Raw genomic sequence first — 26,227 nt, forward strand, 5'->3', positions numbered from 1 at the left:
ACGCCGGCACCGCCCGAGGTGAGTTTGGGCGGTTTTCTCAGTGAAGCTCTCAAGATGCCGATGGGGACCGCGTGACCAAGTCGCCGTCCGCGGTCTCAGGCAAAGTCGCATCGGGCCGCATGTCGCGTCGCGGTGGAGGCACGGGCCCGCAGCCCTACGACTTCCGGCGCCCGATCAAGCTGTCCCGCGAGCACATGCGGAACCTGCAGATGTGCTTCGAGACGTACGCGCGCAGCTGCGGCACCCTGCTCACCACCCGCCTCCGCGCGGTCTCCCAGGTCGGCCTGCTCGCCATCGAGCAGCTCACCTACGAGGAGTACCAGACCCAGCTCAACAACCCGACCGTGCTGGCCGTGGTCACACTGGAGCCGCTGACCGGCTCGATCCTCTTCGAGGTGCCGCTGAGCACCGCGATGGCGAGCATCGACCACCTGCTCGGCGGGCCCGGCGGCGCACAGCCGGAGCGCCCGCTGACCGACCTGGAGATGCCGCTGCTGCGCGGCCTGATCGAGAAGATGCTGGGCGAGCTCGCGTACGGCCTGGAGGCCATGGTCCCGGTCCACCCGAAGCTCGGCGCGATCGAGTACAACCCCCAGTTCGTCCGCACGATCGCGCCCGGCGACGCCGTGGTGGTCACCTCGTTCGAGATCCGGGTCGGCTCCGAGGAGTCGATCGCCAGCATCTGCATCCCGTTCGCCAGCATCCTGCCGGTGCTGGAGAAGCCCACCGAGGACGTGCAGCTGACCTCGGAGGAGCGGATGAGCCTGCTGCGCGCGCAGACCAACCTCACCACCGGGCTGTCGCTCGCACCGCTGGACGTGGCGGTGCGCTTCGCGCCGATCCGCATGCGCACCGACGACATCGTCGACCTGCGCCCCGGCGACGTGGTGCCGCTCGGGCACCCGGTCACCGTCCCCCTCTCCGTCGTGGTCAACGACACCGTCTTCGCCCACGCCGTCCCCGGGACCCAGGGAGCGCGTCTCGCCTGCCTGATCGTGCCCTCGCCCAAGGAGGACTCCCGCAAATGACGCAGCCTCAGGGGGTGCACGCATGACCGCGGCCACCGTCTCCGACTCGCAGCTGACGCTCGCCCGCTCCGCGGCCCAGGCCGCGCTCGCCGTGCTGCCGACCAGCACGCCGCTGCAGGTCGGGCAGCCGATCGCGGGCGCGAGCGCGGATCTGCCGGACGGCCAGGCGGTCACCGCGCGGTTCAGCGGCGCGGCCACGGGCGAGGTGGTCGTGATCGTCGGCGCGGATCTCGCGGAGGCGCTGCGGACCAGCCCGCTCGGCGAACTGGACCTGGCCACCGCGATCCGGCCCGCGCTGGAGGGCGCGGCCCGCGCGTTCGGCCCGGTCGTGCTGGACCCGGGCCAGGTGATGGAACCGGCGGTCGCGATGAGCGCGCTGGCCGTCAAGGGCGACATGACGGTGAGCGTGCCGCTGCTGGAGGGCACCGCGACCCGGGCCCTGGTAGCGGTGCTGCTCTCGCCGTGGCCGTCCGAGGGCGGTGACGTCGCACCCCGGGCCGCCGCGCCGGCCACCGCGGTCCGGGCCGGCCTGGAGATGCTGCACGACGTCGAGATGGAGGTCTCGGCCGAGCTGGGGCGCACCCGGATGAGCGTGCGTGACCTGCTCTCGGTCACCCCCGGCACCATCGTCGAGCTGGACCGGGCCGCCGGCAGCCCGGCCGACCTGCTGGTCAACGGCCGGCTGATCGCGCGCGGCGAGGTGGTCGTTATCGACGAGAACTTCGGCATCCGGATCACCGAGATCATGACACCGAACGAGTAGGTGACACCGTGCTCGAGCTGGTCCTCCGGATCACCTTCTCGCTGGCCATCGTCTTCGGGCTGATGTGGGGCCTGGCGCGCGTGCTGAAGAAGCCGCTCACCGGGCGGCACAGCGGCGCCGCGCTGGACGTGCTGTCCCGCGCGCAGCTCAGCCGCGGCTCCTCGGTCGCGCTGATCCGGGTGGTGGACCGCGCGCTGATCGTGGGCGTGACCGAGGGCCAGGTGACGCTGCTCGGCGAGACCGACCTGGCCTCGGTCGAGCGCCAGCTGGCCGGGCCGCTCGAACGGCGGAACCGGATCACGCTGCCCGAGCACGTGAAACCCGGCGAGGACCTCAGCGGCGAGGGCGCCGAGGACAGCGTGATCGTGGAGCGCCCGTCGGACCGGGCCGCGGCGTCCGGGCGCACCTGGTCACAGACCGTGAACTTCCTGAGGGAGCGGACGGTCCGCCGATGACCGCGAGGCGCACGGCCACACTGCTGCTCCTGCTCGGCGCGCTGCTGATCCTCAGTCCCGCGTCGGTCGCCGCCGCGCCCGCACCGCAGCCGACCGACGCCGGCACGATCGACATCAACATCAACGGCGGCGGCGACGCCGGTAAGCCCAGCACCTCGATCGTGCTGCTGGTCGGCCTGACGCTGCTCTCCGTGGCGCCCGCTCTGCTGCTCCTGTGCACGTGTTTCACCAAGGTCTTCATGGTCCTCGGCATCACCCGCAACGCGCTCGGCCTCACCTCGATGCCGCCGAACCAGGTCGTCGCCGGTCTGGCCCTGTTCATCACGTTCTTCATCATGAGTCCGGTCCTGTCCGAGATGAACGCGGCCGGCGTACAGCCCTATCTCAAGGGCGACAAGGATCAGACCGCGGCGTTCAACGACGGCGTGCGGCCGCTGCGCGCGTTCATGCTGGAGAACACCCGCGCGGACGAGATCGCGCTGCTCACCAAGGTCGCGGACGCGGAGAAGCCGGCCAACCCGGACGCCGTGCCGCTGACCACGCTGGTGCCCGCGTTCGTCCTGTCCGAGCTGCGTGCCGCCTTCATCATCGGCTTCGTCATCTTCATCCCGTTCCTCATCATCGACATCGTGGTGTCCGCGTCCCTGATGTCGCTGGGCATGATGATGCTGCCGCCGGTGACCGTCGCGCTCCCGTTCAAGCTGCTGCTCTTCGTGCTCGTCGACGGCTGGGCTCTGATCATCACCGCGCTCGTCGGCAGCTACGGCTGAGCCTGCAACCGAGTGGCGACCGGAAGGGTAACCGGGCTGCCACTGGCGGAGAGGAAAGTACTTCTCAGCGGGGCACGAGCCCAGCGGACCTCTCCGAAAGGCGAAATATGACGGACACGCAGGTTGTGCACCTCGGGCTTGAGGCTATGACCATCGCGGCCAAGCTGTGCGCGCCCGTTCTGCTCACCGCGCTGGCCATCGGCTTCGCCATCTCCCTCTTCCAGTCCGTGACCCAGATCCAGGAGGCCACGCTCAGCTTCGTGCCGAAGGCCATCGCCTGCGGCGTCGCACTGCTGGTCACCGGCAACTGGATGCTCCACGAGATGATCTCCTTCACCCACGCTCTCTTCGACCGCCTCCCCAGCCTCCTCGGCTGACACCCACTGTGCTTCCGCTGACTACCGGCCCGGTCATCCCACAGCCGCGAGCTTTGGGCCAGGCCGAGGCTGGGGAGATCAGATTCTGGACCCCGCTTCCGGCGTGGTCCAGTTTCGTTCGCTCCGGCGGGCACTGAGCCAACCCGAGGACGATCCCGGACCCGATCTTCCCGCATCCGGCGTGGTCCGGCCCGTTTGCTCCCGCGGGCAAACCCGCGGCGGCCTCCGCCGGCGCTCCGGTCGCCGCGTCGGAGCCGGTTCCCTGGCGCTCAGCGAAACCCCCGTGATTCCCATGCCGATCACCTCCCGCGCGGCGCGCTCGGTCGCGGCCCCGCACCACTCCCGCCGCGCTGCTTTGCTCTGCTTACATTGACAAACATCGCAAATCCGGCGCCCGATCGGTACGGCCCACTGCCCGAGGTGGGCGTTTTGTGCATGTAAGCAGAGCAAAGGAGGGCGGGGTGCGCGTACCCCCGCGGGGTGGGTGGGAATTGCAGGGGTGGCTTGTTGGGGCTGCAACCGAGTGGCGACCGGGAGGGTAACCGGGCTGCCACGGGGGGAGAGGAAAGTATTTCTCAGCGGGGCACGAGCCGCCGCGGATCTCTACGGAAGGCGAAATCTTGACGGACACGCAGGTTGTGCACCTCGGGCTTGAGGCCATGACCATCGCGGCCAAGCTGTGCGCGCCCGTTCTGCTCACCGCGCTGGCCATCGGCTTCGCCATTTCGCTGTTCCAGTCCGTGACCCAGATCCAGGAGGCTACGCTCAGCTTCGTGCCGAAGGCCATCGCGTGTGGCGTTGCGCTGCTGGTCACCGGCAACTGGATGCTCCACGAGATGATCTCCTTCACCCACGCTCTCTTCGAGCGGATCCCGAGCCTTCTCGGGTAGGCAGGAGCCGGCCGGGCGATGTTGTCGATGCAGCTGCAGACCGCGAACATGACGGCGTTGCTGCTCGCCATGGTCCGCGCCTCCGCCTGGCTGGCGCTGTGCCCGCCGTTCAACTCCCGGCTGATCCCGGCCCGGATCAAGGCCCTCCTCGCTCTCGCGCTCGCGCTGCCGATGTCGCCCAAGCTCGCCGGTCAGGTACCGGAGCTGGCGACATCGGCACTTCTCATCAGCGTGGTCGAGCAGGTCGCGGTCGGTGCCGCACTGGGCTTCATGACCGCGCTGCTGTTCGCCGCGATCCAGGCGGCCGGCGACATGATCGACCTGTTCGGCGGCTTCACGCTCGCGATGGCGTTCGACCCGCTCTCCCAGGTGCAGAGCTCGATCTTCGGCCGGTTCTACAACCTGCTGGCCGTCACGCTGCTGTTCGCCACGGACGGCCACCAGATGGTGCTGCGCGGCTTCATGATGTCCTACACCTCGCTGCCGCTGAACGACACGCTCTCCATGGAGACGCTGGCCAAGCTGCTCACCGAGGGCGTGGGTGACATGTTCCTGGCCGCGATCCAGATCGCCGGACCGCTGATCGCGGTGCTGTTCCTGACGGACGTCGGGTTCGGCCTGCTCAACCGCGTCGCGCCGGCGCTCAACGCGTTCTCGCTCGGCTTCCCCGCCAAGATCTTCCTGGTGCTGATGCTGGGCGGCACGGCGATCGCGGTGCTGCCGCGCGCGCTGGACACCATCGTCGAGAAGGCGGTCTCCGCCGTCATCACCCTCTCCGGCAGCTGAAGATGGTCGTCAGTCCGGTTCAGGGGCGGCAGCCGGGAGGTGGGGCGTGAGCGGCGAGAAGACCGAGAAACCCACACCGCAGAAACTCAAGAAGGCCCGCGAGGAGGGCCAGATCGGCAAGACCCCCGACCTGGGGGCCTGGGCCGGGATCGCGGCCGCCAGCGTGCTGGTGCCGATGACGCTGGAGAAGGCGGTCGCCAAGGCGCGGGAGGTGATCCTCCGGCTGCCGGACGTGGTCGAGAACCCGGACGTCGGTTCCGCGCTGGACATGTTCCGGGACGCGCTGCTCGGCTCGGCGTTCGCGGTGGCGCCGCTCGCGGTCTCGATGATGCTGATCGGCATCATCGGCTCCGGCGCGCAGGGCGGCATCCACGTCGCCACCAAGCTGCTGATGCCGAAGTTCTCCCGGCTCAATCCACTACAGGGCATCAAGCGGATCGTCGGTATGCAGGCGCTCTGGGAGGGCTTCAAGGCGCTGATCAAGACGCTGGTGCTGGGTGGCGTGCTCTACATACAGATCAAGGACCTGGTCCCGTCGCTGATGACGGCCGGCAACCTGCCGCTCGCGGTACTGCTCGACATGGTCAAGGACGCCACCATCGCCATCATCCGGACGGCCGCGGTAGCCGGCCTGGTGATGGCCGCGGCCGACTACTTCGTGGTGAAGATGCGCACGATGAAGCAGCTGAAGATGTCGTTGCAGGAGGTGAAGGACGAGTACAAGAAGACCGAGGGTGACCCGCACGTGAAGGGCCAGATCCGGGCGCGGCAGCACGCGATGGCCCGGAACCGGATGATGTCCGACGTGCCGAAGGCGGACGTGGTGCTGGTCAACCCGACGCACGTGGCGGTCGCGATGCGGTACGAGCCGGAGAAGGGCGCGCCCCGGGTGATCGCCAAGGGGCAGGGCAACGTGGCACAGAAGATCCGCGACCTGGCGTCGGAGAACCGGATCCCGATGATCCAGGACGTGCCGCTGGCCCGCGCGCTCTACGGCAGCTGCGAGATCGGCGCGGAGATCCCGGCCGAGTTCTACGGCGCGGTGGCGAAGGTGCTGGCGTTCGTGATGAGCCTGAAGTCGCGCGGTTCCGCGGCGGGTACGCACCGCCTGGCCGCATAAGCCTCAACTCTTTCACCGGACCGCCGATCGGGACGTCGCCAGGACGGCACCTTCACGCAGGGGCACGGACCAGCCCGGGAATACCCCCACACCCGTGGAAGGTGCCGTGAACACGAAGCTGATGGGCCAGCTGGCCGTACCGATCGGCGTCATCGGGATCATCGTGATGATGGTGGTGCCGCTGCCGACGATGATCCTCGATCTGCTCATCGCGTTCAATATCACCGGCGCGCTCCTGATCGTCCTGGTCAGCATGTTCGTCCAGAAGCCGCTGGAGTTCTCGATCTTCCCGGCGCTACTTCTGATCTTCACGCTGTTCCGGCTGGCGCTGAACATCAGCGCGACCAGGCTGGTGCTGATGGACGGCTTCGCCGGCAAGGTGATCGAGGCGTTCGGTCACTTCGTGGTCGGCGGCTCGCTCATCGTCGGCCTGGTCATCTTCACGATCCTGGTGATCGTGCAGATGGTCGTGGTGACCAAGGGCGCGGAACGCGTCGCGGAGGTCGGCGCCCGGTTCACGCTGGACGCGATGCCCGGCAAGCAGATGGCGATCGACGCGGACCTGAACGCGGGCCTGATCGACGAGCCGGAGGCGCGGAAGCGGCGCCAGGAGGTCTCCGCGGAGGCGGACTTCTACGGCGCGATGGACGGTGCCTCGAAGTTCGTGAAGGGCGACGCGATCGCGGCCATCATCATCACGCTGATCAACCTGATCGGCGGCTTCGGCGTCGGCATGCTGCAGAAGGGCATGGCGCCGGTCGAGGCGATCGAGACGTACAGCCTGCTCAGCATCGGTGACGGCCTGGTCTCGCAGATCCCGGCGCTGCTGCTGTCCGTGGCGACCGGTCTGATCGTGACCCGGTCAGCCACCGAGGGCGACATGGGCAGCAGCGTCACCAAACAGCTCGGTCAGCACAAGCTGGCGTTGCAGATCGGCGGCGGTGCCGCGCTCGCGCTCTGCGTCATCCCGGGCCTGCCGAAGCTGCCGTTCCTGGTGGTCGGCGGCCTGGTGCTGTTCGCGTCCACCCGGCTCAAGCCGCCGGTGGAGGAGCCGGCGCCGGGCGAGGCGGCCGAGGGGGCGGCGGCCGCGGCGGTCAACCCGGACACCACCGAGTCGATCATGGGTGAGATGCGGGTCGACCCGCTGGAGCTGGCGCTCTCCCCCGACCTGGTGGACCTGGTCGACCCGACCGGCGGTGACCTGCTGGACCGGGTCCGCGCGCTGCGCCGCAAGATCGCGCTGGAGCTCGGCGTGGTGATGCCCCCGGTCCGTACCCGCGACGATCTTGAACTGCCGCTCTCCGGGTACGCGATCCGGATCAGCGGCGTGGAGACCGGCCGTGGCCAGGCACCGCCGGGCACGGTGCTGGCGATCGGCGACGGCCTCTCCGCGCTGCCCGGCCGGGCCGGCATCGAGCCGGTGTTCGGGTTGGCCGGCAAGTGGGTCCCGGCCGAACTGCACTATCAGGCCGAGCTGGCCGGCGCGACCGTGGTCGACCGCGCCTCGGTGATCATCACGCACCTGGCCGAGGTGGTCCGCACGAACGCTAGCCGGCTGCTCGGCCGCGAGGACGTCCGGGCGCTGGTCGAGACGGTCAAGCGCACCCACCCGGTGGTGGTCGAGGAGCTGACGCCGTCGCTGCTCAGCCTCGGCCAGATCCAGCGCGTGCTGCAGTCGCTGCTGGAGGAGGGCGTCGCCATCCGCGACCTGGTGCGCATCTTCGAGTCGCTGTCGCTGCGCGCGAAGATCTCCACCGACCACGACGGCCTGGTGGAGGCGGCCCGCGCCGCGCTCGGCCCGGCGATCGCGCAGCAGTTCTCCACCGGTGGCACGCTCGTCGTGGTCACGCTCGACCCGCAGCTGGAGCACGCGATGCTGGAGTCGCTGCGGCCGAGCGAGAACGGCCTGTTCCTGGCGCTGGACGCGGCGCTCGCGGAGAACGTGGTGAACCAGATCGGGATGCACGCCGAGACGGCGGAGCAGCAGGGCGCGAACCCGGTGCTGGCCTGCTCCCCGCAGCTGCGGCCGCCGCTGCACCGGCTGTTGCGGGCCGGTGGACGCAAGACCGCTGTCATGTCCTACTCCGAGATCGCCGGTTCGACCGCGCAGATCGAGACGATGGGGGTGGTGAACGGTGCCTACGCGGGTGCTGCTTGAGGGTCCGGCCATCGAGCCGCTGCTGGAGCAGGTGCGCAGGGAGTACGGCACGTCGGTGCGCATCATCTCCGCGGACAAGGTCCGCACCGGCGGGTTCGGCGGCTTCTTCGCGAAACAGAAGTACGAGTTGTCTGTCGAGGTCCCGGACGACGTGATGGCCGGCCGGCCGAGCGGCGGGCACGGTGCGGGACCCGGCGGTGGTTTCGCCGGCGGCGGTGGCCTCTCCGGTGGTGGTGGTTTCGCCGGCGGTGGCGGCTTCTCCGGTGGCGGGCCGGAGCCGGCGCCCCGGGAGAAGCCGGTGGACACGCTGGCCGCGCTGCTGGAGCGCGCGGACAAGGACGGCTTTGCCAGGGCCGCGGCCCGCGAAGAACAAAACGATCAGATGGTACGAAATCCATACGGCCACGGCGGCAGCGGTCACGGCGGCGGGGAACTGCCCGCGCGCGCCGGCCTGGTCTCCACCGCGAGCCCGGCATTCGCCGAGATCATGGCGGGGCTGGAGAGCGGGCACCTGACCCGGGCGCCGGCCGAGCGCGCGGTGACCGTCGGCGCACCGGCTGTGCACCCCGCGGTCACACCGTCCGCACCGTCCGGCGGCGCCGCGCCCGTGATCGACGTGCCGCTCAAACCGGCCGCGCCCACGGTCCGGCCGTACCGGCCACCGGCCGCGATCTCGCCGGACGGCCCGCCGGCACCGGGCGGCCCGATGGTCAGCCCGGCGCTGCTGGAGCAGCTGATCGCGGAAACCAACCCGTTGGCACCCGTGGTTTCCCAGCCGGCACCGGCGCCGCCGCCGATGAGCACACCGATGGCAACAGCGACGATGGCGCCCGAGGCGCCGATCATCCCGGCCGCTCCGGCGCCCCCGGAACGATCGGCCCTGGTCCCCGTGCATCCGGCGCTCCCGGCCGTACCGCAGAAGGCTCCGGAGGTTCTGGCTCCTGAGATCGTGGTGGCGCCGCAGGCGGCCCCCGCGCCGCCGGAACCGAAGCCGGCCGCGGAACCCGCGCCGGTGGCCGAGGTCGTCCGGAGCCCGATCGCGGAGAAGCTGATCGCGCTGGGCATGCCGGCCGAGATGGCGGAACGGGCGACCGGCACGGACGCCTACGGCGGGGTGCTGGAGGCGCTGGCCGACCTGCCGCCCCGGCCGCAGCCGCCGGCCAGGGCCGGTGACGTGCTGGTGGTGGCCGGCGAGCTGAGCCACGCGCTGCCGGTCGCCCGGAAGGTGATCGAGCAGCTGCGGCTGGACGCGTCCCGGCTGCTGCTGGCCGGCCCGTCCGCGTCCGGCACCGGGATCCACCCGTCGCGGAAGATCTCCGGGCCGAGCGCGGCCGAGAAGAAGGCCCGGAAGATCCACCGAGGCGACACACCGTACGTGGTGGTGCTCGACGCCCCGGTCAACGAGCCGAACGAGGAGTGGGTCCGGGACGTCTGCGACGCCATCGGCGCGACCGAGGTGTGGGCGGCCGTCGACGCGACCCGGAAGACCGCGGACACGCGTCGCCACCTGACGAGCATGGGTGACGTGGACGCGGTGGCGGTGTACGGCACCGCCGTGACCGCGGACCCGGCCACCGTGCTGGGTCTGGAAGTACCGATCTTCATGATCGACGGCCAGGACGCGTCACCGCACGCGTGGGCCGCCATGTTGTGCCAGCGTCTGACCCGATCCGAGAAGAAGTCCACCCGAAAGCGGAGGCGTTAAATGGGGCTGATCCGTCCGTCTGCACTGTGGTTCGCCGCGATCCTCTCCCTGCCGGCCTTCTTCCAGTCGCTGATCCTGCAGACGCTGGACGTCACGGACGCGCTGATCCGGTTCCTGGTCGCGGTGCCCGTTGCGGCGCTGCTGCTGGCCGGTTTCCGCTACGTGACGTTCGGCTACGGCCAGAAGGCGCCGGTCGCGACCGGGGTGGAGTCCGCGGTGGAGTCCGCGCCGCTGGAGGGCACGATCTCGGACGCCACGCCGCGTCTCGCCCAGTAGACGGTATAGCCAAATCGATATGCCCCACCATGGGCGACCGAGCCATAGGCTCCCCGCAACCAGGAAAATCCGGACGCCCACGAGGCGTCCGGATCGCGTTCGGGAGGACACATGGCTCGTTGGGGTAGGACGCTCGGGCTCGCGCTCGCGCTCATCACGGCCGTCGCGCTGGGGAGCACCGCCGTGCCCGGCGTGGCGCAGGCGAAGCCGGACGTCGTCGGCGGCACGCGTGCCGCGCAGGGCGAGTTCCCGTTCATGGTGCGGCTCTCGATGGGGTGCGGTGGCGCGCTCTACACGTCGCAGATCGTGCTGACCGCGGCCCACTGCGTCGGCGCCACCGGCGCCAACACCGGCATCACCGCGACGCTGGGCGTGGTCGACCTGCAGTCCTCCAGCCGGATCACGGTCCGGTCCACCTACGTCTACCGGGCTCCCGGCTACCGCAGCGTCACCACCGGCAAGGACTGGGCGCTGATCAAGCTGGCCTCGCCGGTCACCGGCCTGGCGACGCTGCCGATCGCCACGAACACGTCCAACAACTCGGGCACGTTCACGGTCGCGGGCTGGGGCTCCGCGACCGAGGGCGGCGCGCAGCAGCGTTACCTGCTGAAGGCGTCGGTGCCCTTCGTCAGCGACACCTCGTGCGCGTCCTCGTACACCGGCCGGTTCGTCGCCAGCGACATGATCTGCGCCGGGTACGCCGCGGGCGGCACCGACACCTGCCAGGGTGACTCCGGCGGCCCGATGTTCAAGACCACCTCCACCGGCGCCGTGGTGCAGGTCGGCATCGTCAGCTGGGGCACCGGCTGTGCCCGCCCCGGCTACCCGGGCGTCTACAGCGAGGTGAGCACGTTCGCCGCAGCGATCGCCGCCGCGGCCGCCACGTTGTAGCACCGTCGTGGCGCGGGCCGGCCGGTCACCCGGCCGGCCCTTCGCCGTTCAGCCGAGCCCGCCGCCCCCTCGACGTCGGCGAGCCCCGCCGCCCCTTCGTCGTCGGGTGAACCCGCCGCCCCCTCGACGCCAGGTGAACCCGCTGTCCTTCGCCGTCGTCAGGCGAAACCGCCGGACACGACCACCTTGCCGGTCACCGCGCCGGACTCGACCAGCGCGTGCGCCTTCCGCAGTGCCTCCGCCCCGATCGGGCTCAGCTCCTCGGTGACCGTGCTGCGCAGTTCCCCCGCGTCGACCAGCCGGGCGACCTCGCCGAGCAGGCGGTGCTGTCCGTCGTCCTCCGGCAGCCGCAGCGGCTTGGTGAACATCAGCTCCCAGTGCCAGCTGATGCTCTTCCCCTTCAGCGGCACCACGTCCAGCGTCTCCGGGTCGTCGATCGCCACGATCTGACCGAACGGCGCGGTGAGCCGTTCGTACTCGCTGATCGGGGCCTTCTCCGAGAACGAGGTGAAGACCAGGTCCACGCCGTCCGGCACCACCGCCAGCACCGCGTCCGCCAGCCCGTCGCGGTGGCCGACCACGTGGTGCGCGCCCATCCGCAGCGCCCACTCGCGCGACTCCGGCCGGGACGCGGTCGCGATCACGGTCAGCCCGGTCAGCCGCCGGGCCAGCTGGATCACCATCGAGCCGACGCCGCCGGCCGCCCCGACCACCAGCAGCGTGCCGGTGCTCGCCGCGGTCACCCGCAGCTTCTCGAACAGGCTCTCCCACGCCGTGATCGTGGTCAGCGGCAGCGCGGCCGCCTCCGCGTGCGTCAGCGTCGCCGGCTTCGGCCCGGCGATCCTCTCGTCGACCAGGTGCAGCTCCGCGTCGCTGCCGGACCGGCCGATCGAGCCCGCGTAGTAGACCTCGTCACCGACCGCGAACCGGGTGACGTCCGGCCCCACCGCCTCGACCACCCCGGACGCGTCGAAGCCCAGCACGCGCAGTCCAGCCGCCGGATCGCCGCCGCGCCGCACCTTCGTGTCCACCGGGTTGACGGAGACCGCGTGCACCCGTACCAGCAGGTCGTGGCCGTGCGCCACCGGCACTGGCAGCTCCACGTCGACCAGGCTCTCCGGATCATCGACCGGAAGACTTCTGCGGTACGCGACCGCACGCATCGTTTCGCTCATGGCCGCGAAGGTATCCCCCGGGCAGTGGTTACCGTCAATGGACGGTAGTTACCGCTAGGAAACTACTACCCTTCGGGAACTATCCTGGCCGGATGCGCGCCAAGCCCCACGCCGAGACCTGCGGCCCCCGCGACGTCTACTCCGCCGCCTGCCCCTGCCGCGACATGCTGGACCTGCTGGCCAACAAGTGGAGCGCCCTCGCGCTCGGCGCGCTGGAGGGCGGCCCGCAGCGCTTCGGCGCACTCCGCGACCGGCTGCAGGGCGTCAGCCCGAAGGTGCTCACCCACACGCTGCGCGGCCTGGAGGCCCACGGCCTGGTCGACCGCACGGTCTTCCCCGCCGTCCCACTGCACGTGGAATACGCGCTGACCGACCTCGGCCGCGACGCGTGCGCCCCGCTCGCGCTGCTCCGCACCTGGGTCGAACAGAACATCCACCGCTTCCCCACCACCGCCTAGCCCACGCCGCGATTCCCGCGACCGGCCCCGCCCACCTCTCCCCGGCGTTGCTTTGCTCTGCTTACAGGAACAAAACAGTCCAAAGAAGACCCGACGGTACGCCGACAGCCGCCGTCTCCGCCGCACGCTTTGCGGCGATTTGTCAATGTAAGCAGAGCAAAGCGTGCGGCAACGTGGCCGGCGGGCGCGGCGGTGATGCCGCCCTGCGGGACAGCGTCAGCGCGGGAATCGCGCGCATCGCGACGACCGGCCGCGACCCCCGGATCAGCGCGGGAATCGCACGCACGGCAGCGCCCGGCTGCAACGTCGGCATCGATGCGGGAATCGCGCACAACGCGGCGCCCGGGCACAACATCGGGATCGACGCGGGAATCGCGCACACGGCGGCGCCCGGATGCGGCATCGGGATCGACGCGGGAATCGCGTTGCGTGCGGTGACCGGCGCCGCAGCCGGCGCTGGCGCCGGAATCGTGGATGTCAGGTGTGAACCGGGTCGAGGGCGGCGGCGACGCGGGCGGCGGAGGCCTTGGCGCGCGGGGTGGTGGTGGCGAGGCCGACGAGGAGGACGATGAGGCCGCCGGTGGCGACGATGAGGAAGCCAGGGCGGCTGGCCGCGGGGAAGTCGGCGGCGAGGGTGGCGCCGGTGGCGTCGCCGAGGCCGGTGGCGACCACGGCGCCGATCACGGCCACGCCGAGGGACTGGCCGACCTGGCGGCTGGTGGAGGCGACCGAGGCGGCCAGACCGGCCTGGGCGCGCGGCATGCCGGAGACCGCGGTGTTGGTGATCGGGGTGTTCAGCATGCCGAAGCCGAGGCCGAAGAGCGCGTACGGCAGCAGGATCCACGGTAGCGGCGTCGTGGCGGTGAACGCGGCCAGCATCGCGCCGGCCGCGGTCATCGAGACGCCCGCGATGATCAGCGGGAGCCGGGTGCCGCGCGCACCGACGAGGCGGCCCGCGATCGGCGAGAAGATGACGGTGGCGGCCGCGATCGGCAGCATCCACAGGCCGGCGTGCAGTGCCGAGAGGCCGCGCACCTCCTGGAGGTAGAGCGTGCCGAGGAAGAGCATGCCGGCCAGCGCGGCGAACCCGCTGATCGCGATGAGCACCGCGCCGGAGAACGGCGCGCTGCGGAAGAAGCGCAGGTCGAGCAGTGGCTCTTCGCGCCGCGGCTCGTAGATCAGCAGGCCGGCCAGGGACAGCGCGGCCGCGGCGAACGCGCCGACGATGAACGGCGAGGTCCAGCCGAGGTTCGGGCCCTCGATGATGCCGAACGTGAGCATGGCCAGGAACGTCAGCACCAGCAGCTGCCCGGCCGGGTCGGGGCGGCGCGGGTGGTCGGCGCGGGACTCCGGCACGTAGAGCGCGGTCAGTACGATCGCGGCGATGCCGACCGGGATGTTGATCCAGAAGATCGCCTCCCAGCCGACGCTGTCGATCAGGATGCCGCCGAGCACCGGGCCGAGCGCCATGCCGAGGCCGCTGACCGCGCCCCAGACGCCGATCGCCTGGGCGCGCTCGCGCGGGTCGGTGAACGTGTTCGTGATGATCGACATGGCGACCGGGTTGAGCATCGAGCCGCCGATCGCCTGCAGCACGCGCGCCGCGATCAGCCACTCCAATGTGGGCGCGAGACTGCAGGCCAGGCTGCCGAGCGCGAAGACGAGCAGGCCGGTCTGGAACACGCGCCGCCGTCCGATCCGATCCGCGGTCGAGCCGGCCAGCATCAGGAGACTCGCCAGCACCAGCGTGTACGCGTCGACCGTCCACTGCAGACCGGACAGGGACGCGTCCAGGTCGGCTCGGATGGACGGCAGTGCCACCTGGACGATCGTGTTGTCCAGGCCGACGATCAGCAGGCTCATGCAACAGATCAGCAGGACCAGCAGGCGACGGCCACGCCCCATTCCGCCCCCCTTTTCGACATCCGCAGCCTACCGATCCGATGATCGACTGACACGTGGCGCGCAACACGATCCCGCGCGTGTAAGCACCGTTACCGAGGGGTAGTCCACGGCCCGGCGACCGGCACCCCACGCCGGCACCTGGGGAGGTGTTCCGTGGAGGAGCTAAGACTCGATCTTGGCATAATCGACTATCTCATCCTGGCGCTCTACTTCGGCACCGTGCTCGGCGTGGGCTTCGCGGCCCGGCGCGCGATCAAGACCAGCGTCGACTTCTTCCTGTCCGGACGGTCGCTGCCGGCCTGGGTGACCGGCCTGGCGTTCGTCTCGGCCAACCTCGGCGCGCTCGAGATCATCGGCATGGCCGCGAACGGCGCGCAGTACGGCATGATGACGCTGCACTACTACCTGATCGGCGCCGTACCCGCGATGGTCTTCCTGGGCATCGTGATGATGCCGTTCTACTACGGCTCCAAGGTGCGCAGCGTGCCGGAGTTCCTGCTCCGCCGCTTCAACCGGCCGACGCACCTGCTCAACGCCCTGAGCTTCGCGCTCGCCCAGGTGCTGATCGCGGGCGTCAACCTGTTCGCGCTGGCGCTGGTGCTGGAGGCGCTGCTCGGCTGGCCGCTGTGGGTGTCCATCGTGGTCGGCGCCGCGATCGTGCTGGCCTACATCACGGTCGGCGGCCTCACCTCGGCGATCTACAACGAGGTGCTGCAGTTCTTCGTGATCCTGGCCGGCCTGATCCCGCTCACCGTGATCGGCCTGGTCAAGGTCGGCGGCGTGAACGGCCTGGCGGACGCGGTCCGGAACAGCACGCTCGGCGAGGCCGGGCTGCACACCTGGGCGAACACCGCGGGCCAGGACAATCCGCTCGGCGCGAACTGGATCGGCATCGTCTTCGGCCTCGGTTTCGTGCTGTCCTTCGGCTACTGGACCACGAACTTCGCCGAGGTGCAGCGCGCGCTCTCCGCCCGCAACATGAGCGCGGCCCGGCGTACCCCGATCATCGCGGCGTTCCCGAAGCTGCTGATCCCGCTGGTCGTCGTGGTGCCCGGCCTGATCGCGCTGGTGACCGTGTCCGGGCTGGGCGCGGAGTCCGGCGCGCTGCAGTACAACAACGCGATCCCGCTGCTGATGCGCGACCTGCTGCCGAACGGTGTGCTCGGTATCGCGGTGACCGGCCTGATCGCGTCGTTCATGGCCGGCATGGCCGCGAACGTCAGCGGCTTCAACACGGTCTTCACCTACGACATCTGGCAGGCCTACGTCCGTAAGGACCGGCCGGACGAGTACTACCTGCGGGTGGGCCGGATCGCCACGGTCTGCGGCGTGGTGATCGGCATCGGCACCGCGTTCATCGCGGCCGACTTCAACAACATCATGAACTACATCCAGACGCTGTTCAGCCTGTTCAACGCGCCGCTGTTCGCGACGTTCATCGTGGGCATGTTCTGGAAGCGGATGACCGCGCAGGCCGGTTTCTGGTCGCTGCTGCTCGGCACGCTCGCGTCGTTCACGGTCTACCTGCTCTACAAGGCCGGGACGCTGCCGTTCGACTCCGACCTGGAGGAGAGCTTCTGGGGCTCCGGCATCGCGTTCTTCACCGTGGTGATCGTCGCACTGATCATCACGCCGCTGACCCGGCCGAAGTCCGACGACGACCTGCGCGGCCTGGTCTACGGGCTGCAGGGCACCGGTGGCGCGAGCGACGCGCTGGCCGGTGACGCGGCCTGGTACCGATCGCCGGTGCTGCTGGGCATGATCGCCCTGGTTCTGTCCGTGCTGCTCTACATCCCGATCTGGTGACGGGGGAACCCACATGACCGACAACGAACTCGAGCAGAAGCGCGCCTCGGCCGCGCGCACCTTCGACGTCCGGCGCGTGATCGGCGGGCTGTTCACGGTCTACGGCGTGATCGTCACGGTCGTCGGGCTGCTCGACGGCCCGGACGAGATCGCCAAGGCCGAGGGCGTCCGGATCAACCTGTGGATGGGCCTCGGCATGCTCGCGCTGGGCCTGCTGTTCCTGGCCTGGCAGTGGCTGCGCCCGGCCGAGACCCCGGAACCGCCGGCCCAGAATCAATAAGATCAAGACCTTCGAGGCCCGGGACGGTACGCGTACGTCCCGGGCCTCGCCGTGCGGTCAGACGCGGACGTCGACCAGGCTGCCGCTGCGCTGCAGGACCGAGGTCAGCTGCTCGGCGGTGACGCCCTTGGAGCTGGCCAGGTTGAGCAGGTCGGAGGCGCTGTGCACCTGCTCGCTGACCTCGTCCGTGGACATCTCCAGCAGGTTGCTGATCCGGCTGAGCGACTCCGACTCCGTGGTCGCGCGCGGTGCGCTGCTGATCCCGGGCCCGCCGAGCTGACCGCCGGGACCGCCGCCCGGACCGCCACCGCCGGGACCGCCACCGCCGGGACCGCCACCGCCGGGACCGCCGGGGCCGCCCGCACCGCCGGCCGCGGCCAGCGCGCCCGCGTTCGTCGCGTTGGCCAGCGACTCGGCCAGCTCGGTGGCCTGCGGGGAGTTCGCCTTGTCGACCGGCATGCCCTGCTTGATCGCGGCGATCAGGTCATCGTTCGCGACGCCCTGGGTCTCCGCGATGTCGGCGAGCGACTTGCCCTCCTTCATCTTCTCCCGGAGCGTGTTGCTGTCCAGGCCGAGCGTCTTCGCGACGTCGGCCATCGGGTCGCGCCGCTCGACCCGGCCGCTGTTCGCGTACGCGGTGTTCGCCCCACCGCTGACACTGCTGATGGAACCCATGTCGATCTCCTTTTCGGACCGGGGGTAGACGGTCCGCTGTAATCCGGTCATCGGCCGGTCGCGGGGAGATCCCAGGGATTCCGGGAGCGGCGCGGCTCACGCCGTACCCCCGGATCGTGGTGTTGATCTGGAACGCGTCGCGCCGCCGGCCCCTGATGGGACCGGCGGCGCGGGAAGAGCGGGGTCAGGCCAGCGAGAGCGAGAAGGTGCCGGTGCCGTACCGCGCGATCTCGACGGACAGGTCGATGCGGCGGCCGAGCGCGAGCAGGTGCGCCTGGGCGTCGTTCGGCACCGACTCGCCCGGGAAGACGACGCGGTCGAGCTTGACGTGCGGCGCGCCCTCCTTGTTGAGCAGGCCGGTCAGGATGTTGCAGAGCTCGCCGACGTTCTCCGCGAGGTTCGGGTAGAGCTCCTTGTCGTCGATGGCGTCCTCCGCACCGCCGACCGGCAGCAGACCCAGCGCGGCACCGGCGAACGCGGCGAGCTTGAGATCCATGCCGAGGACGGCAACGACCTTGCTGTAGGAGTCGACATAGATCGCCACCGTGGCGGTGGGGAGATCCTTCTGCGTCAGCGGGTTTCCGACATTGACGGTGACATCGCGGCCCAGGGTGTCCCCGAGCATGTTGCGCACCGCGAGAGAGGCGGGGACTGCGAGAGTGTCAGACATGGCTCATATCATCCCAAAATTGGACTAAAGACCTCATCAAATCGTTCAGCTGTGAACGGCTTGATGATGAAGAACAGGGCACCTGCGGCCTCGGCCTGCTGCATCATCTCGGGCGTGCACTCCGAGGTGACGAAGCCGAACTTGACGTCGTTGCCGTTGGCCCGCAGCTGGCGCAGGCACTCGACGCCGGTCATCTCCGGCATGTTCCAGTCGGAGATCACCAGGTCCGGCTTCTCGGACTGCACCAGGTCGAACGCCTGCTTGCCGTCCTGCGCCTCGACCAGGTCATGCCCGTCGAAGCCGGCCTGCCGCAGCGTACGGGTGACGATCTGGCGCATCACCCGGCTGTCGTCCGCGATCAGAATCTTCACGCCGCGTCTCCCCCGCTGTCGCCACGGCTCCGCCACATGGTGATCACGAAGGGGTCACCCAGCCACGTGCCGGCCAGCTGGCAGACCGGCTCCGCGGACGGATAGTGCGGCGCCTCGCCGGTGACCACGGTCGGCAGCGAGACGAAGCAGCCGGGCGGGAGCATGCTCTTCACGTTGCCGCCGACGATGTTGGCCAGCTCGCCGAGCACGTCCATCATGTCGGCCTCGCCGACCTCCTCGACCTCCATCGCCAGGAACGCGGCCGAGCAGTTCTTCGCGGCCGGCTCGTTGCAGGCGACGACCACGTGCCCGTGCCAGGTGCCGGTGATCGACACGGACGCGTGCATGTCGGTCTTCATGCCGTCGATGTCGTCGTAGACCGGGAGCAGTGGCTCGATGCCCTCCGGGTCGAGGTACGACGACCACACCTGTTCGACGATCTCCTGCAGATCTTCGACCCGAAGTGCAGCTACATCACTCATGAAGTTGCTCCCTGAGGGACGAGGCCCAGCAGGGCCAGCTTTTCGATCATGGCGCCCGCGGTGAACGGCTTGATCACGTACTCGTGCGCGCCGGCGGCGAGCGCACGCACGATCTGGCTCTGCTCGCTCTCGGTGGTGACCATCACGAGCGTCATCTCGCGGTACTTCGGTAGCTTGCGGACCGTGGTGACGAACTCGAGGCCGTTCATGTTGGGCATGTTCCAGTCAATGAGCGCCAGTTCGGGCGGCTTCTCCATGGTGTCGAGCAGGTCGATGGCGGCCTGCCCGTCCTCTGCCTCCACCGCGTCGAAGCCGATCTGCCCGACGATGCGGCGCAGGATCAGGCGCATCGCCCGGGAGTCGTCGATCAAGATCGCCTGCACGTGGCTCACCCCTTCCTAGCGATGCCGGCCGGCACCGCAGACTTGAGTCGGTACGCCGACGTGCGCCCGGCTACGACCCGCTCATAGTTGTCATCGATGCCGATGGTGGTCTCGGCCGCTCCAAGGAAGAGCCACCCGTCCGGCCGCAGCATCCGCCCGATGTTCTTCAGCACGGTGCGCTTGGTGTCCACGTCGAAGTAGATGAGCACGTTCCGCAGGAACACGACGTCGAACGGCGGCAGCGGCGGCAGCGGAGCGGTCAGGTTCAGCCGGGTGAAGGAGACGTTGCGCCGCAGCGAGGGCGCGATCCGCCAGTGCGCGCCGGCCCGCTCGAAGTAGTGCACGAGCTGCGCGGCCGGCAGGCCCCGGTTGATCTCCACCTGGCTGAACTCGCCGGCCTCGGCCCGCTTGATCATTTCGGTGGAGATGTCGCTGCCGACGATCTCGTAGTTCCAGCCGGCCGGCAGCGCCTGCTGCAACGTGATCGCCAGGCTGTACGGCTCCTGCCCGCTGGAGCACGCGGCCGACCAGAACCGCAGCTTGCGGCTGGTCGCCCGGGAACTGATCAGCTCCGGCAGGATCTGCTCGGTAAGAGCGGTGAACGGCTCACGGTCCCGGAACCAGGACGTCTCGTTCGTCGTCAGCGCGTCCACGATCATCCGCTGGTGCGTGGGATCCGGACGCCGCTGGATGTTCGCCAGGAACTCCGTCACGCTGGCCGCGCCGATCTGGCGTGCGACCGGGATCAGCCGCGCCTCGACCAGGTACTCCTTGCCCGGAGCCAGCACGATCGACGCCTCGCGCCGCACGAGCCCAGCGACGAATGAGAAGTCTTGTTGAGACAGTGTCATCGAGTCACCACCTTCGGCCGGGCCGTGCGGCCGGCATTCACACGAGAGGTCAGGTACGGGCCGATCTGGTCCAGCGGCAGCACGGTGTGGGCGAGGTTCGCGGTGACGACCGCGCCGGGCATTCCCCACACCACCGAGGTCGCCTCGTCCTGCGCGACGATCTCGGCGCCGGCCGCCCGGAGTTCCTGGCAGCCGTTGCGGCCGTCCTGACCCATGCCGGTCAGGATCACGGCGAGGGTCGAGCCGCCGTAGGCGCGGCCGACCGCTCGGAACATCACGTCCACGGCGGGCCGGCAGGAGTTCTCCGGCGGTGCTGTGGACAGCTGGGTGACCACGCCGGTTCCTCGCTTGACCAGGACGAGGTGGCGATCGCCGGGAGCGATGTACATGACCCCCGGCTTGAGCGTCATGCTGTCCGTCGCCTCGACGACCTGGATCGCGTTCGTGCGGTCCAGCCGTTCGGCGAACATCTTCGTGAAGACCGGCGGCATGTGCTGGGTGACCACCACCGGCACCGGCAGGTCTCCGGGGAACGACTGCACCACCCGGGCGAGCGCGTCCGGGCCGCCGGTCGAGCAGCCCACCGCGATCAGGTCGATCCGCCCGCTGGGTGCGCCGGGACCGCCGTGCGGGGCCGGGCCACCGGGCAGCGGCGGCAGGCCGGGGCGGCCCATCGGCGCGCCGGGACGTGCCGGGGCCATCGGACGGGCCGGCGGGCGGCCGGCGAGCGGCGGTCCACCGCGGCGCCCGCCCAGCGCGTGGATCTTCGGCACCAGCTGGTCGCGTACCGCCTGGATGGAGGCCTGGACGCTGCCCACGTTCGCCGGCTTGGTGACGTAGTCCGTGGCGCCCGCGGCCAGCGCGTCCAGCGTCGCGGTGGCGCCCGCGGCGCTGAGCGTGCTGAACATGATCACCGGCGTCTTGTGCCGCTTGCGCAGCTCCCGGACCGCCTCGATGCCGTTCATCTCCGGCATCTCGATGTCCATCGTGATGACGTCCGGCTTCAGCTGGTCGATCTTCGCCTGGGCCAGACGGCCGTTGGAGGCGGTGCCGACGACCTTGATGTCCGGCATGCCGTCGAGCGCGTCCACGATCAGCCGGCGGACGACCACTGAGTCGTCGACCACCATCACTGCGATCGTCACTTCGTCGCCTCCCTGCGCCACATCCGGCGGGCCGGCGCGCTCTCCGCACCCCACCCGCAACCTTGAATCGACCCCATCACGACCGAATTGAGGCTTTCTCGCAACGGGGATATATCGGTCAGGACAGCCATGCCGGTCCCAAAGCGGCCACGACCGGGCTCAGCAGCCGGTGCGCGGTGCCGGTGTCCAGCAGATCGCGGACCACCAGCGCCTGGACCGCGCCGCTGAGCATGTTCCAGACGCCGCCGGCCCGCGCGGACATCGGCACCGCGGACGTGTCGATCGCCTGCACCAGCAGCAGCTGGGCGGCCGCGGCCGTGCGGATCCGGTCCGACAGGTACGCCGCCCAGGACGCCGAGTGCACGGCCGGGGACCAGCCGCCGGAGTTCACCCGCGCGTCCTCGCCGGAGCGGATCAGCCGTTCCACGTCCGCCCCGGTCAGCGAGCGCAGCCGTTCCAGCAGCGAGGAGACCACGTAGTGGTGCGGGCCCAGGTCGACCGGCGGGCCACCGGGCAGCCGGCGGACCGCGGCCACCCAGCCCGCGCCGAGCCGGCGGCGCACGGTGTCGTCCAGGACCTCGCGCAGGTACGAGGCGACCACCGCGTCACAGAGCAACGCGGTCGCCTTCTCCGCGACCTCGTCCTGACGGGCGCCGCGGCCCTTGCCGATCCACGTCCAGGACATCACGTCGTAGCGCACGCAGGTGAGCAGCGAGTCGACGCTGCCGATCGGGGCCCGCTCGACCATGGTGAGCGCGGCCGCGGAGTCCGCCATGTCGGACAGCCCGCGCAGCGTCGGCACCTGGCGCGCCGCGCTCTCCACCTCGAGCCACAGCGGCGCGCGGATCTCCTCGCTCGGCAGCGTGCCGGCCAGCACCGGCAGATCCTCCCGGCGCAGCCGCAGCGCCCGCAGCAGCACCTCGGCGGTGGCGGAGCCGCCGGCCAACCGGGTCAGGTCGAAGCCGAGCACGGGCGCACTGACAAGGCTATACACGAGTTCTCAGCACCCCGGCCTCACAGAAGCGGACCCCCGCGCCCGCCGGCCGCCGGTGCACGGCGGCCGATGGGTACGAGGGTCCGGAGATGATCACAAGCGCCAGGCCTAGCTCGCGGCCGGAGTGCGGTAGGTGTCCACTGCCTGCGCCACGTTGAGCGCGAGCATCAGGCGGCCCTCCAGCTTGAACGTGCCGACCACCAGCTCACGGGTCGGGCCGTTCAGTGTGTCCGGCGGCGGCTCGAACGTGGCCTCGTCCAGGTCGACGACCTCGCCGATCTTGTCGACCAGCAGGCTGACCGGCTCCTCGTCGCCGCGCAGGATCACGTTCATCACCGGCCCGTCCAGCGACTGCCGGGGCAGGCCCAGCTGCACCCGCAGGTCCACCGCCGCGATCACCTGACCGCGCAGGTTGAACAGGCCGCCGACCGCGGACGGTGCCAGCGGCACCATCGTGTACTCGTTGTAGGAGAGCACTTCCTGCACGGTGTGCACCTCGACCCCGAAGAGCTGACCGGCCACCTCGAAGGTGGCATACTGCCGCGTCGCCATCTCAGGCCTCCACCAGCATCTCGTCCTCGTGCAGGTCGCTGTAGAAGTTCGGGTCGGCCGCGACGATCGCGCGGCGGACGTCGAGCAGCTCGGTGACCCGCTGCTGGATGACCGCGGTACCGACCAGGCCGTCGTCGTCGACGTTCCGGCGGGCGGTCATCGCGTCCTCCACGATGTCCACGATCTTGTCGACGACCAGCGCGACACTGCGCTCGCCCTCGCTGTAGACCACCACGGAGACCGTCTCGCCGGTCTCCTCCGGCATCGCACCGAGCAGGTACGACAGCCGGACCAGGGGCAGGATCTGGCCGCGGTACTGCACGACCTCCCGGCTGCCGGCGTGCTCGATCTTCGCGATCGGGAACTCCTCCAGACGGGTGACCGTGTCCAGCGGGATCGCCACCCGGCGCTCGCCGACCGCGGTGACCAGCAGCCGCTCCGCGTTGTCGCTGGGGCCGCGGCTGTCCCGGGCGCTGATGCTGGAGTCGCGCTCGGAGCTGGTCGCCAGGTTCGACCGGCGGGCCAGCGACGCGACGTCCAGGATCAGGCCGACCTTGCCGTGGCCGAGGATGGTGGCGCCGGCGTACAGGCCCACGTCCTTGAACCGCGAGTTGAGCGCCTTGACCACGACCTCCTCGGTGTTCAGGACGCGGTCCACGACCAGCCCGAAACTGCGGCCGTCGGCCTGCAGCACCACGATGTAGACGCCCTGGTCACCGCCGACCGGCAGGCCGAGCGTGCGGTCCAGCCGAACCAGCGGGAGCAGCCGGCCGCGCAGCCGGTAGACCGGGGCGCCGGACGCGTACTCGATCTTCGTCGAGTTGCCGTCGATGAAGACCAGCTCCAGCACCGAGGCCTGCGGCACCACGTACCGCTGATCGGCGCAGTCGATGGTGAGCGCCTGGATGATCGCCAGCGTCAGCGGGATGGTGAGGCGCCAGGTGGTGCCCTTGCCCGGGACGGAGTCCACGCCGACCGCGCCGCCGACGCGCTCGATGTTGGTCTTGACCACGTCCATGCCGACGCCGCGGCCGGAGACGTTGGTGACCTTCGCGGCCGTGGAGAAGCCGGGCTGGAAGACCATCGACATGATCTCGCGCCGGTCCATGGTCGCGATCTGCTCCGGCTTGGCCAGGCCGTTCTCCACGGCCTTCTTCGCGATCCGGTCCACGTTCAGTCCGGCGCCGTCGTCGGCGACCTCGACCGTGACGTGACCGCCCTCGTGGAACGCGCGCAGCGTGAGCGTGCCCTCCGGGCCCTTACCGGAGGCGATGCGGGTGGGCACGTCCTCGATGCCGTGGTCGACCGCGTTGCGGACCAGGTGGGTCAGTGGGTCCTTGACCGCCTCCAGCAGCGTCCGGTCGAGCTCGGTCTCCTTGCCCTCCATGACCAGGTTGATCTGCTTGTCCAGCGCCTTGGAGAGGTCCCGCACGACTCGCGGCAGCTTCGACCAGATGTGGTCGATCGGCTGCATGCGGGTCTTCATGATGCCCTCTTGCAGCTCACTGGTGATCAGGTTGAGCCGCTGGGCACTGCGGATCATCGCCTGGTCGCCCAGGTCGGCCACGCCGCGGACCAGCTGATTGCGGGCGAGCACGAGCTCGCCGACCAGGTTCATCAGCCCGTCGAGCAGGTCGACGTCGACCCGGATCGCACTGTCCGCGACGCTGCGCTTCGGCGCCTGGTTCTGCACCGCGTCGCTGACCGCGGCGGGTGCCGCCTTGCCCTCGTCGAGCAGGATCGTGCCGAGCTTGCGTTCGTCGCCCTCGATCTGCTGCTGCAGCGCGGACGCGACGTCGGCCGTGGAAGCGGCGCCGGACTCGACCAACTGCTCGCCGATCGGCTTGCGCTGCTCCTCGATCGGCTCGGGCGTCGGCCGCTCGCCGTCCTCGGCCGCGGCCTCGTCCTCGAACGCGGACGGCACGCCGGCCGGCGCCTTGGGCGCCTCGGCCTCGGCCGGGGCCGCCTCGGCCGGCTTGTCCGCGGCCGGCTTCGCGGCGGCGCCCGGCTCAGCCATCTGCGCGTTGACGGTGGCGATGATGCCCTCGACGTCGACGTCGCCCTCGGCGCCGCTCTCCTCGATCGTGGCCAGCAGCGCACGAACGCCGTCCAGCATCGCGAGCAACGCGGTGATGGTCTCCGCGGTCACCGGCTGCACGCCGTCGCGCAACCGCGACAGGAGCGACTCACCCGCGTGGGTCAGGGTCTCCAGCCGGGAGAACGCGAGGAACCCGCTGGTGCCCTTGATTGTGTGGATCGTCCGAAAGATGCGTGAGATCAGGTCACGCGATCCGGGGTCCTGCTCCAGCGACACGAGGTCCCGGTCCAGTTGGTCCAGGTTCTCGTGGCTCTCCATCAGGAACTCGCCGACGATCTCGCCAAGCTCTTCCACAGGCTTCCCTCCTGCTCCGGTGCAGGAGCCCTATCGACCGAAAAAGGACGTACTTGAGGAATCAGGCATCGGGGTTGGCCTTCCGGTACCGGTAGCCGAAACCTCGTACCGATTCGATGGGTGACTCTTCGGGATCGGACCAGCCCAGCTTGCGCCGCAGACGCAGCACGGCGAACTTCACCCGCTCCTGGCCGATGCCGGTCGGGTCGTCCCAGGCCTGGGTCAGCAACTGGTTCGGGCTGAGCACCGCGCCGGCGTGCCGAACGAGCGCGTTCAGCAGGCGGAACTCGGTCGGCGTGAGCCGGACCTCCTCGCCCTTGACGTAGACGCGCCGCCGGGTGGGGTCCAGGTGCACGACGCCGTCGTCGTAGACCTGACTCGCCCAGCTGTTCTGGCCGGCCGACGAGCGGCGCAGCAGTGCCTCGACCCGGGCCAGCAACTCCGCGTTCGCGAACGGCTTGGTCAGGTAGTCGTCGGCGCCGCCGCGCAGGCCGCGCACCTTCTCGGCCTCCTGGCCGTGCGCGGTCAGCACCAGCACGGGTACGTCCGAGACGTCCCGCAGCCGCTCCAGCACCTGCCAGCCGTCCATCTCCGGCAGTCCCACGTCCAGGACGACCAGATCGGGCTTCTCCGTGTAGGCCTCGCGCAGTCCGCTGCGGCCGTCGGCGGCGTGTGAGATGTCATACCCGGCGCGACCGAAGAGCATCCGCAGTGCCAGCGCGATGTCCGGATCGTCCTCGACGACCAGAAGCTTGCTCACCGGATCGCCCCCGCCCGGGCACACATGGGTCCCTGCATTAGCCCACCCCCTGAAGCACCGTCCAGACGCCCATATGGCATGAATCGGTTACGATGCCTATAGGGTGATA

28 protein-coding genes are annotated in these 26,227 nt (G+C 70.0%); 15 read left to right on the plus strand and 13 right to left on the minus strand.

All coding sequences use genetic code 11. The features are described 5' to 3' along the window. Positions 1 to 119: 119 nt before the first annotated feature. The 12 genes from J2S43_RS32650 (at position 120) to J2S43_RS32705 (ending at position 11,219) form a co-directional block, all read left to right on the plus strand. Positions 120 to 1,028: a flagellar motor switch protein FliM gene (locus J2S43_RS32650; RefSeq protein ID WP_306835707.1), complete on the plus strand. Its 909-nt coding sequence runs from the start codon at positions 120 to 122 to the stop codon at positions 1,026 to 1,028. Positions 1,029 to 1,050: 22 nt separating this feature from the next. Beyond that, positions 1,051 to 1,791, plus strand: coding sequence for a flagellar motor switch protein FliN (gene fliN / locus J2S43_RS32655; RefSeq protein ID WP_306835708.1), 741 nt, complete (start codon positions 1,051 to 1,053; stop codon positions 1,789 to 1,791). A gap of 8 nt (positions 1,792 to 1,799) precedes the next feature. After that, positions 1,800 to 2,246, plus strand: coding sequence for a FliO/MopB family protein (locus J2S43_RS32660; protein ID WP_306835711.1), 447 nt, complete (start codon positions 1,800 to 1,802; stop codon positions 2,244 to 2,246). Next, on the plus strand, positions 2,243 to 3,016 hold the full coding sequence (gene fliP, locus J2S43_RS32665) for a flagellar type III secretion system pore protein FliP (protein ID WP_306835713.1): 774 nt from the start codon (positions 2,243 to 2,245) through the stop codon (positions 3,014 to 3,016). The genes J2S43_RS32660 and fliP overlap by 4 nt, the downstream gene beginning before the upstream one ends. Before the next feature lie 107 nt (positions 3,017 to 3,123). Then, a complete protein-coding gene (gene fliQ, locus J2S43_RS32670) occupies positions 3,124 to 3,393 on the plus strand; it encodes a flagellar biosynthesis protein FliQ (protein WP_306835714.1) in 270 nt (89 codons plus the stop codon). A 620-nt stretch (positions 3,394 to 4,013) separates the two neighbouring features. After that, a complete protein-coding gene (fliQ, locus tag J2S43_RS32675) occupies positions 4,014 to 4,283 on the plus strand; it encodes a flagellar biosynthesis protein FliQ (RefSeq protein ID WP_306835715.1) in 270 nt (89 codons plus the stop codon). 18 nt (positions 4,284 to 4,301) lie between these two features. Continuing rightward, positions 4,302 to 5,069 carry a flagellar biosynthetic protein FliR gene (fliR, locus tag J2S43_RS32680; RefSeq protein WP_306835716.1) on the plus strand — a complete coding sequence of 256 codons (768 nt, stop codon included), beginning with the start codon at positions 4,302 to 4,304 and terminating at the stop codon, positions 5,067 to 5,069. Positions 5,070 to 5,115: 46 nt separating this feature from the next. Next, positions 5,116 to 6,189 (plus strand): EscU/YscU/HrcU family type III secretion system export apparatus switch protein, encoded by a 1,074-nt coding sequence (locus J2S43_RS32685; RefSeq protein WP_306835717.1) that lies wholly within the window; start codon positions 5,116 to 5,118, stop codon positions 6,187 to 6,189. A 106-nt stretch (positions 6,190 to 6,295) separates the two neighbouring features. Continuing rightward, positions 6,296 to 8,347 (plus strand): flagellar biosynthesis protein FlhA, encoded by a 2,052-nt coding sequence (flhA, locus tag J2S43_RS32690; RefSeq protein ID WP_306835719.1) that lies wholly within the window; start codon positions 6,296 to 6,298, stop codon positions 8,345 to 8,347. Beyond that, positions 8,325 to 10,052 carry a hypothetical protein gene (locus J2S43_RS32695; protein WP_306835721.1) on the plus strand — a complete coding sequence of 576 codons (1,728 nt, stop codon included), beginning with the start codon at positions 8,325 to 8,327 and terminating at the stop codon, positions 10,050 to 10,052. Before flhA ends, J2S43_RS32695 begins: the two co-directional genes overlap by 23 nt. Beyond that, positions 10,053 to 10,328 carry a hypothetical protein gene (locus J2S43_RS32700; protein WP_306835723.1) on the plus strand — a complete coding sequence of 92 codons (276 nt, stop codon included), beginning with the start codon at positions 10,053 to 10,055 and terminating at the stop codon, positions 10,326 to 10,328. Between the two features lie 111 nt (positions 10,329 to 10,439). Beyond that, complete coding sequence (locus J2S43_RS32705) at positions 10,440 to 11,219, plus strand: S1 family peptidase (RefSeq protein WP_306835724.1); 780 nt, start codon at positions 10,440 to 10,442, stop codon at positions 11,217 to 11,219. Positions 11,220 to 11,377: 158 nt separating this feature from the next. Here the strand turns inward: J2S43_RS32705 and J2S43_RS32710 are convergent, their stop codons facing one another. Beyond that, complete coding sequence (locus J2S43_RS32710) at positions 11,378 to 12,394, minus strand: zinc-binding alcohol dehydrogenase family protein (RefSeq protein ID WP_306835725.1); 1,017 nt, start codon at positions 12,392 to 12,394, stop codon at positions 11,378 to 11,380. 92 nt (positions 12,395 to 12,486) lie between these two features. Here J2S43_RS32710 and J2S43_RS32715 point away from each other — a divergent pair, with 92 nt between their 5' ends. Then, a complete protein-coding gene (locus tag J2S43_RS32715) occupies positions 12,487 to 12,852 on the plus strand; it encodes a winged helix-turn-helix transcriptional regulator (RefSeq protein WP_306835726.1) in 366 nt (121 codons plus the stop codon). A 477-nt stretch (positions 12,853 to 13,329) separates the two neighbouring features. Here the strand turns inward: J2S43_RS32715 and J2S43_RS32720 are convergent, their stop codons facing one another. Beyond that, complete coding sequence (locus J2S43_RS32720; protein ID WP_306835727.1) at positions 13,330 to 14,757, minus strand: MFS transporter; 1,428 nt, start codon at positions 14,755 to 14,757, stop codon at positions 13,330 to 13,332. A 153-nt stretch (positions 14,758 to 14,910) separates the two neighbouring features. Between J2S43_RS32720 and J2S43_RS32725 the strand changes: the two genes are divergently transcribed. Next, positions 14,911 to 16,563, plus strand: a complete 1,653-nt coding sequence (locus tag J2S43_RS32725) for a sodium:solute symporter family protein (protein WP_306835729.1) — start codon at positions 14,911 to 14,913, stop codon at positions 16,561 to 16,563. Positions 16,564 to 16,576: 13 nt separating this feature from the next. Next, positions 16,577 to 16,843 (plus strand): hypothetical protein, encoded by a 267-nt coding sequence (locus J2S43_RS32730; protein ID WP_306835732.1) that lies wholly within the window; start codon positions 16,577 to 16,579, stop codon positions 16,841 to 16,843. A 57-nt stretch (positions 16,844 to 16,900) separates the two neighbouring features. Here J2S43_RS32730 and J2S43_RS32735 read toward each other — a convergent pair whose 3' ends face one another. The 11 genes from J2S43_RS32735 to J2S43_RS32785 all read right to left on the minus strand — a co-directional run bounded on the left by J2S43_RS32735 (position 16,901) and on the right by J2S43_RS32785 (position 26,118). Continuing rightward, positions 16,901 to 17,518 (minus strand): hypothetical protein, encoded by a 618-nt coding sequence (locus J2S43_RS32735; RefSeq protein ID WP_306835733.1) that lies wholly within the window; start codon positions 17,516 to 17,518, stop codon positions 16,901 to 16,903. Positions 17,519 to 17,702: 184 nt separating this feature from the next. Continuing rightward, a complete protein-coding gene (locus J2S43_RS32740) occupies positions 17,703 to 18,188 on the minus strand; it encodes a hypothetical protein (RefSeq protein WP_306835735.1) in 486 nt (161 codons plus the stop codon). An 8-nt stretch (positions 18,189 to 18,196) separates the two neighbouring features. Further along, positions 18,197 to 18,559, minus strand: coding sequence for a response regulator (locus tag J2S43_RS32745; protein ID WP_306835736.1), 363 nt, complete (start codon positions 18,557 to 18,559; stop codon positions 18,197 to 18,199). Beyond that, positions 18,556 to 19,041, minus strand: a complete 486-nt coding sequence (locus J2S43_RS32750) for a chemotaxis protein CheX (RefSeq protein ID WP_306835737.1) — start codon at positions 19,039 to 19,041, stop codon at positions 18,556 to 18,558. Before J2S43_RS32750 ends, J2S43_RS32745 begins: the two co-directional genes overlap by 4 nt. Further along, entirely contained in the window at positions 19,038 to 19,424 is a 387-nt protein-coding gene (locus J2S43_RS32755) for a response regulator (protein WP_306835738.1), read from the minus strand. Before J2S43_RS32755 ends, J2S43_RS32750 begins: the two co-directional genes overlap by 4 nt. A 5-nt stretch (positions 19,425 to 19,429) precedes the next feature. Then, entirely contained in the window at positions 19,430 to 20,275 is an 846-nt protein-coding gene (locus J2S43_RS32760) for a CheR family methyltransferase (protein ID WP_306835739.1), read from the minus strand. After that, the gene (locus J2S43_RS32765) at positions 20,272 to 21,420 is read right to left on the minus strand and encodes a protein-glutamate methylesterase/protein-glutamine glutaminase (RefSeq protein WP_306835742.1); all 1,149 of its coding nucleotides are present in this window, start codon (positions 21,418 to 21,420) and stop codon (positions 20,272 to 20,274) included. The genes J2S43_RS32760 and J2S43_RS32765 overlap by 4 nt, the downstream gene beginning before the upstream one ends. A gap of 118 nt (positions 21,421 to 21,538) precedes the next feature. Further along, complete coding sequence (locus J2S43_RS32770) at positions 21,539 to 22,390, minus strand: hypothetical protein (RefSeq protein WP_306835744.1); 852 nt, start codon at positions 22,388 to 22,390, stop codon at positions 21,539 to 21,541. A gap of 132 nt (positions 22,391 to 22,522) precedes the next feature. Beyond that, positions 22,523 to 22,966, minus strand: coding sequence for a chemotaxis protein CheW (locus tag J2S43_RS32775; RefSeq protein ID WP_306835746.1), 444 nt, complete (start codon positions 22,964 to 22,966; stop codon positions 22,523 to 22,525). Between the two features lies 1 nt (position 22,967). Next, a complete protein-coding gene (locus tag J2S43_RS32780; RefSeq protein WP_306835749.1) occupies positions 22,968 to 25,358 on the minus strand; it encodes a chemotaxis protein CheW in 2,391 nt (796 codons plus the stop codon). Between the two features lie 61 nt (positions 25,359 to 25,419). Beyond that, positions 25,420 to 26,118, minus strand: a complete 699-nt coding sequence (locus J2S43_RS32785) for a response regulator transcription factor (protein ID WP_306835752.1) — start codon at positions 26,116 to 26,118, stop codon at positions 25,420 to 25,422. Positions 26,119 to 26,227: the final 109 nt, after the last annotated feature.

Origin of the sequence: Catenuloplanes nepalensis, from assembly GCF_030811575.1 — a bacterium.
In the GTDB taxonomy this organism is placed as follows: domain Bacteria; phylum Actinomycetota; class Actinomycetes; order Mycobacteriales; family Micromonosporaceae; genus Catenuloplanes; species Catenuloplanes nepalensis.

Excerpts from the sequence above, each read along its gene's own strand:
- J2S43_RS32700 (WP_306835723.1), top strand. The coding sequence starts at position 10,053 with ATGGGGCTGATCCGTCCGTCTGCACTGTGGTTCGCCGCGATCCTCTCC.
- J2S43_RS32750 (WP_306835737.1), bottom strand. The coding sequence starts at position 19,041 with ATGAGTGATGTAGCTGCACTTCGGGTCGAAGATCTGCAGGAGATCGTC.
- J2S43_RS32760 (WP_306835739.1), bottom strand. The coding sequence starts at position 20,275 with ATGACACTGTCTCAACAAGACTTCTCATTCGTCGCTGGGCTCGTGCGG.
- J2S43_RS32650 (WP_306835707.1), top strand. The coding sequence starts at position 120 with ATGTCGCGTCGCGGTGGAGGCACGGGCCCGCAGCCCTACGACTTCCGG.
- fliR (WP_306835716.1), top strand. The coding sequence starts at position 4,302 with ATGTTGTCGATGCAGCTGCAGACCGCGAACATGACGGCGTTGCTGCTC.
- fliN (WP_306835708.1), top strand. The coding sequence starts at position 1,051 with ATGACCGCGGCCACCGTCTCCGACTCGCAGCTGACGCTCGCCCGCTCC.
- fliP (WP_306835713.1), top strand. The coding sequence starts at position 2,243 with ATGACCGCGAGGCGCACGGCCACACTGCTGCTCCTGCTCGGCGCGCTG.
- fliQ (WP_306835714.1), top strand. The coding sequence starts at position 3,124 with ATGACGGACACGCAGGTTGTGCACCTCGGGCTTGAGGCTATGACCATC.
- J2S43_RS32705 (WP_306835724.1), top strand. The coding sequence starts at position 10,440 with ATGGCTCGTTGGGGTAGGACGCTCGGGCTCGCGCTCGCGCTCATCACG.
- J2S43_RS32715 (WP_306835726.1), top strand. The coding sequence starts at position 12,487 with ATGCGCGCCAAGCCCCACGCCGAGACCTGCGGCCCCCGCGACGTCTAC.
- J2S43_RS32735 (WP_306835733.1), bottom strand. The coding sequence starts at position 17,518 with ATGGGTTCCATCAGCAGTGTCAGCGGTGGGGCGAACACCGCGTACGCG.
- J2S43_RS32730 (WP_306835732.1), top strand. The coding sequence starts at position 16,577 with ATGACCGACAACGAACTCGAGCAGAAGCGCGCCTCGGCCGCGCGCACC.
- J2S43_RS32720 (WP_306835727.1), bottom strand. The coding sequence starts at position 14,757 with ATGGGGCGTGGCCGTCGCCTGCTGGTCCTGCTGATCTGTTGCATGAGC.
- J2S43_RS32710 (WP_306835725.1), bottom strand. The coding sequence starts at position 12,394 with ATGAGCGAAACGATGCGTGCGGTCGCGTACCGCAGAAGTCTTCCGGTC.
- J2S43_RS32740 (WP_306835735.1), bottom strand. The coding sequence starts at position 18,188 with ATGTCTGACACTCTCGCAGTCCCCGCCTCTCTCGCGGTGCGCAACATG.
- J2S43_RS32775 (WP_306835746.1), bottom strand. The coding sequence starts at position 22,966 with ATGGCGACGCGGCAGTATGCCACCTTCGAGGTGGCCGGTCAGCTCTTC.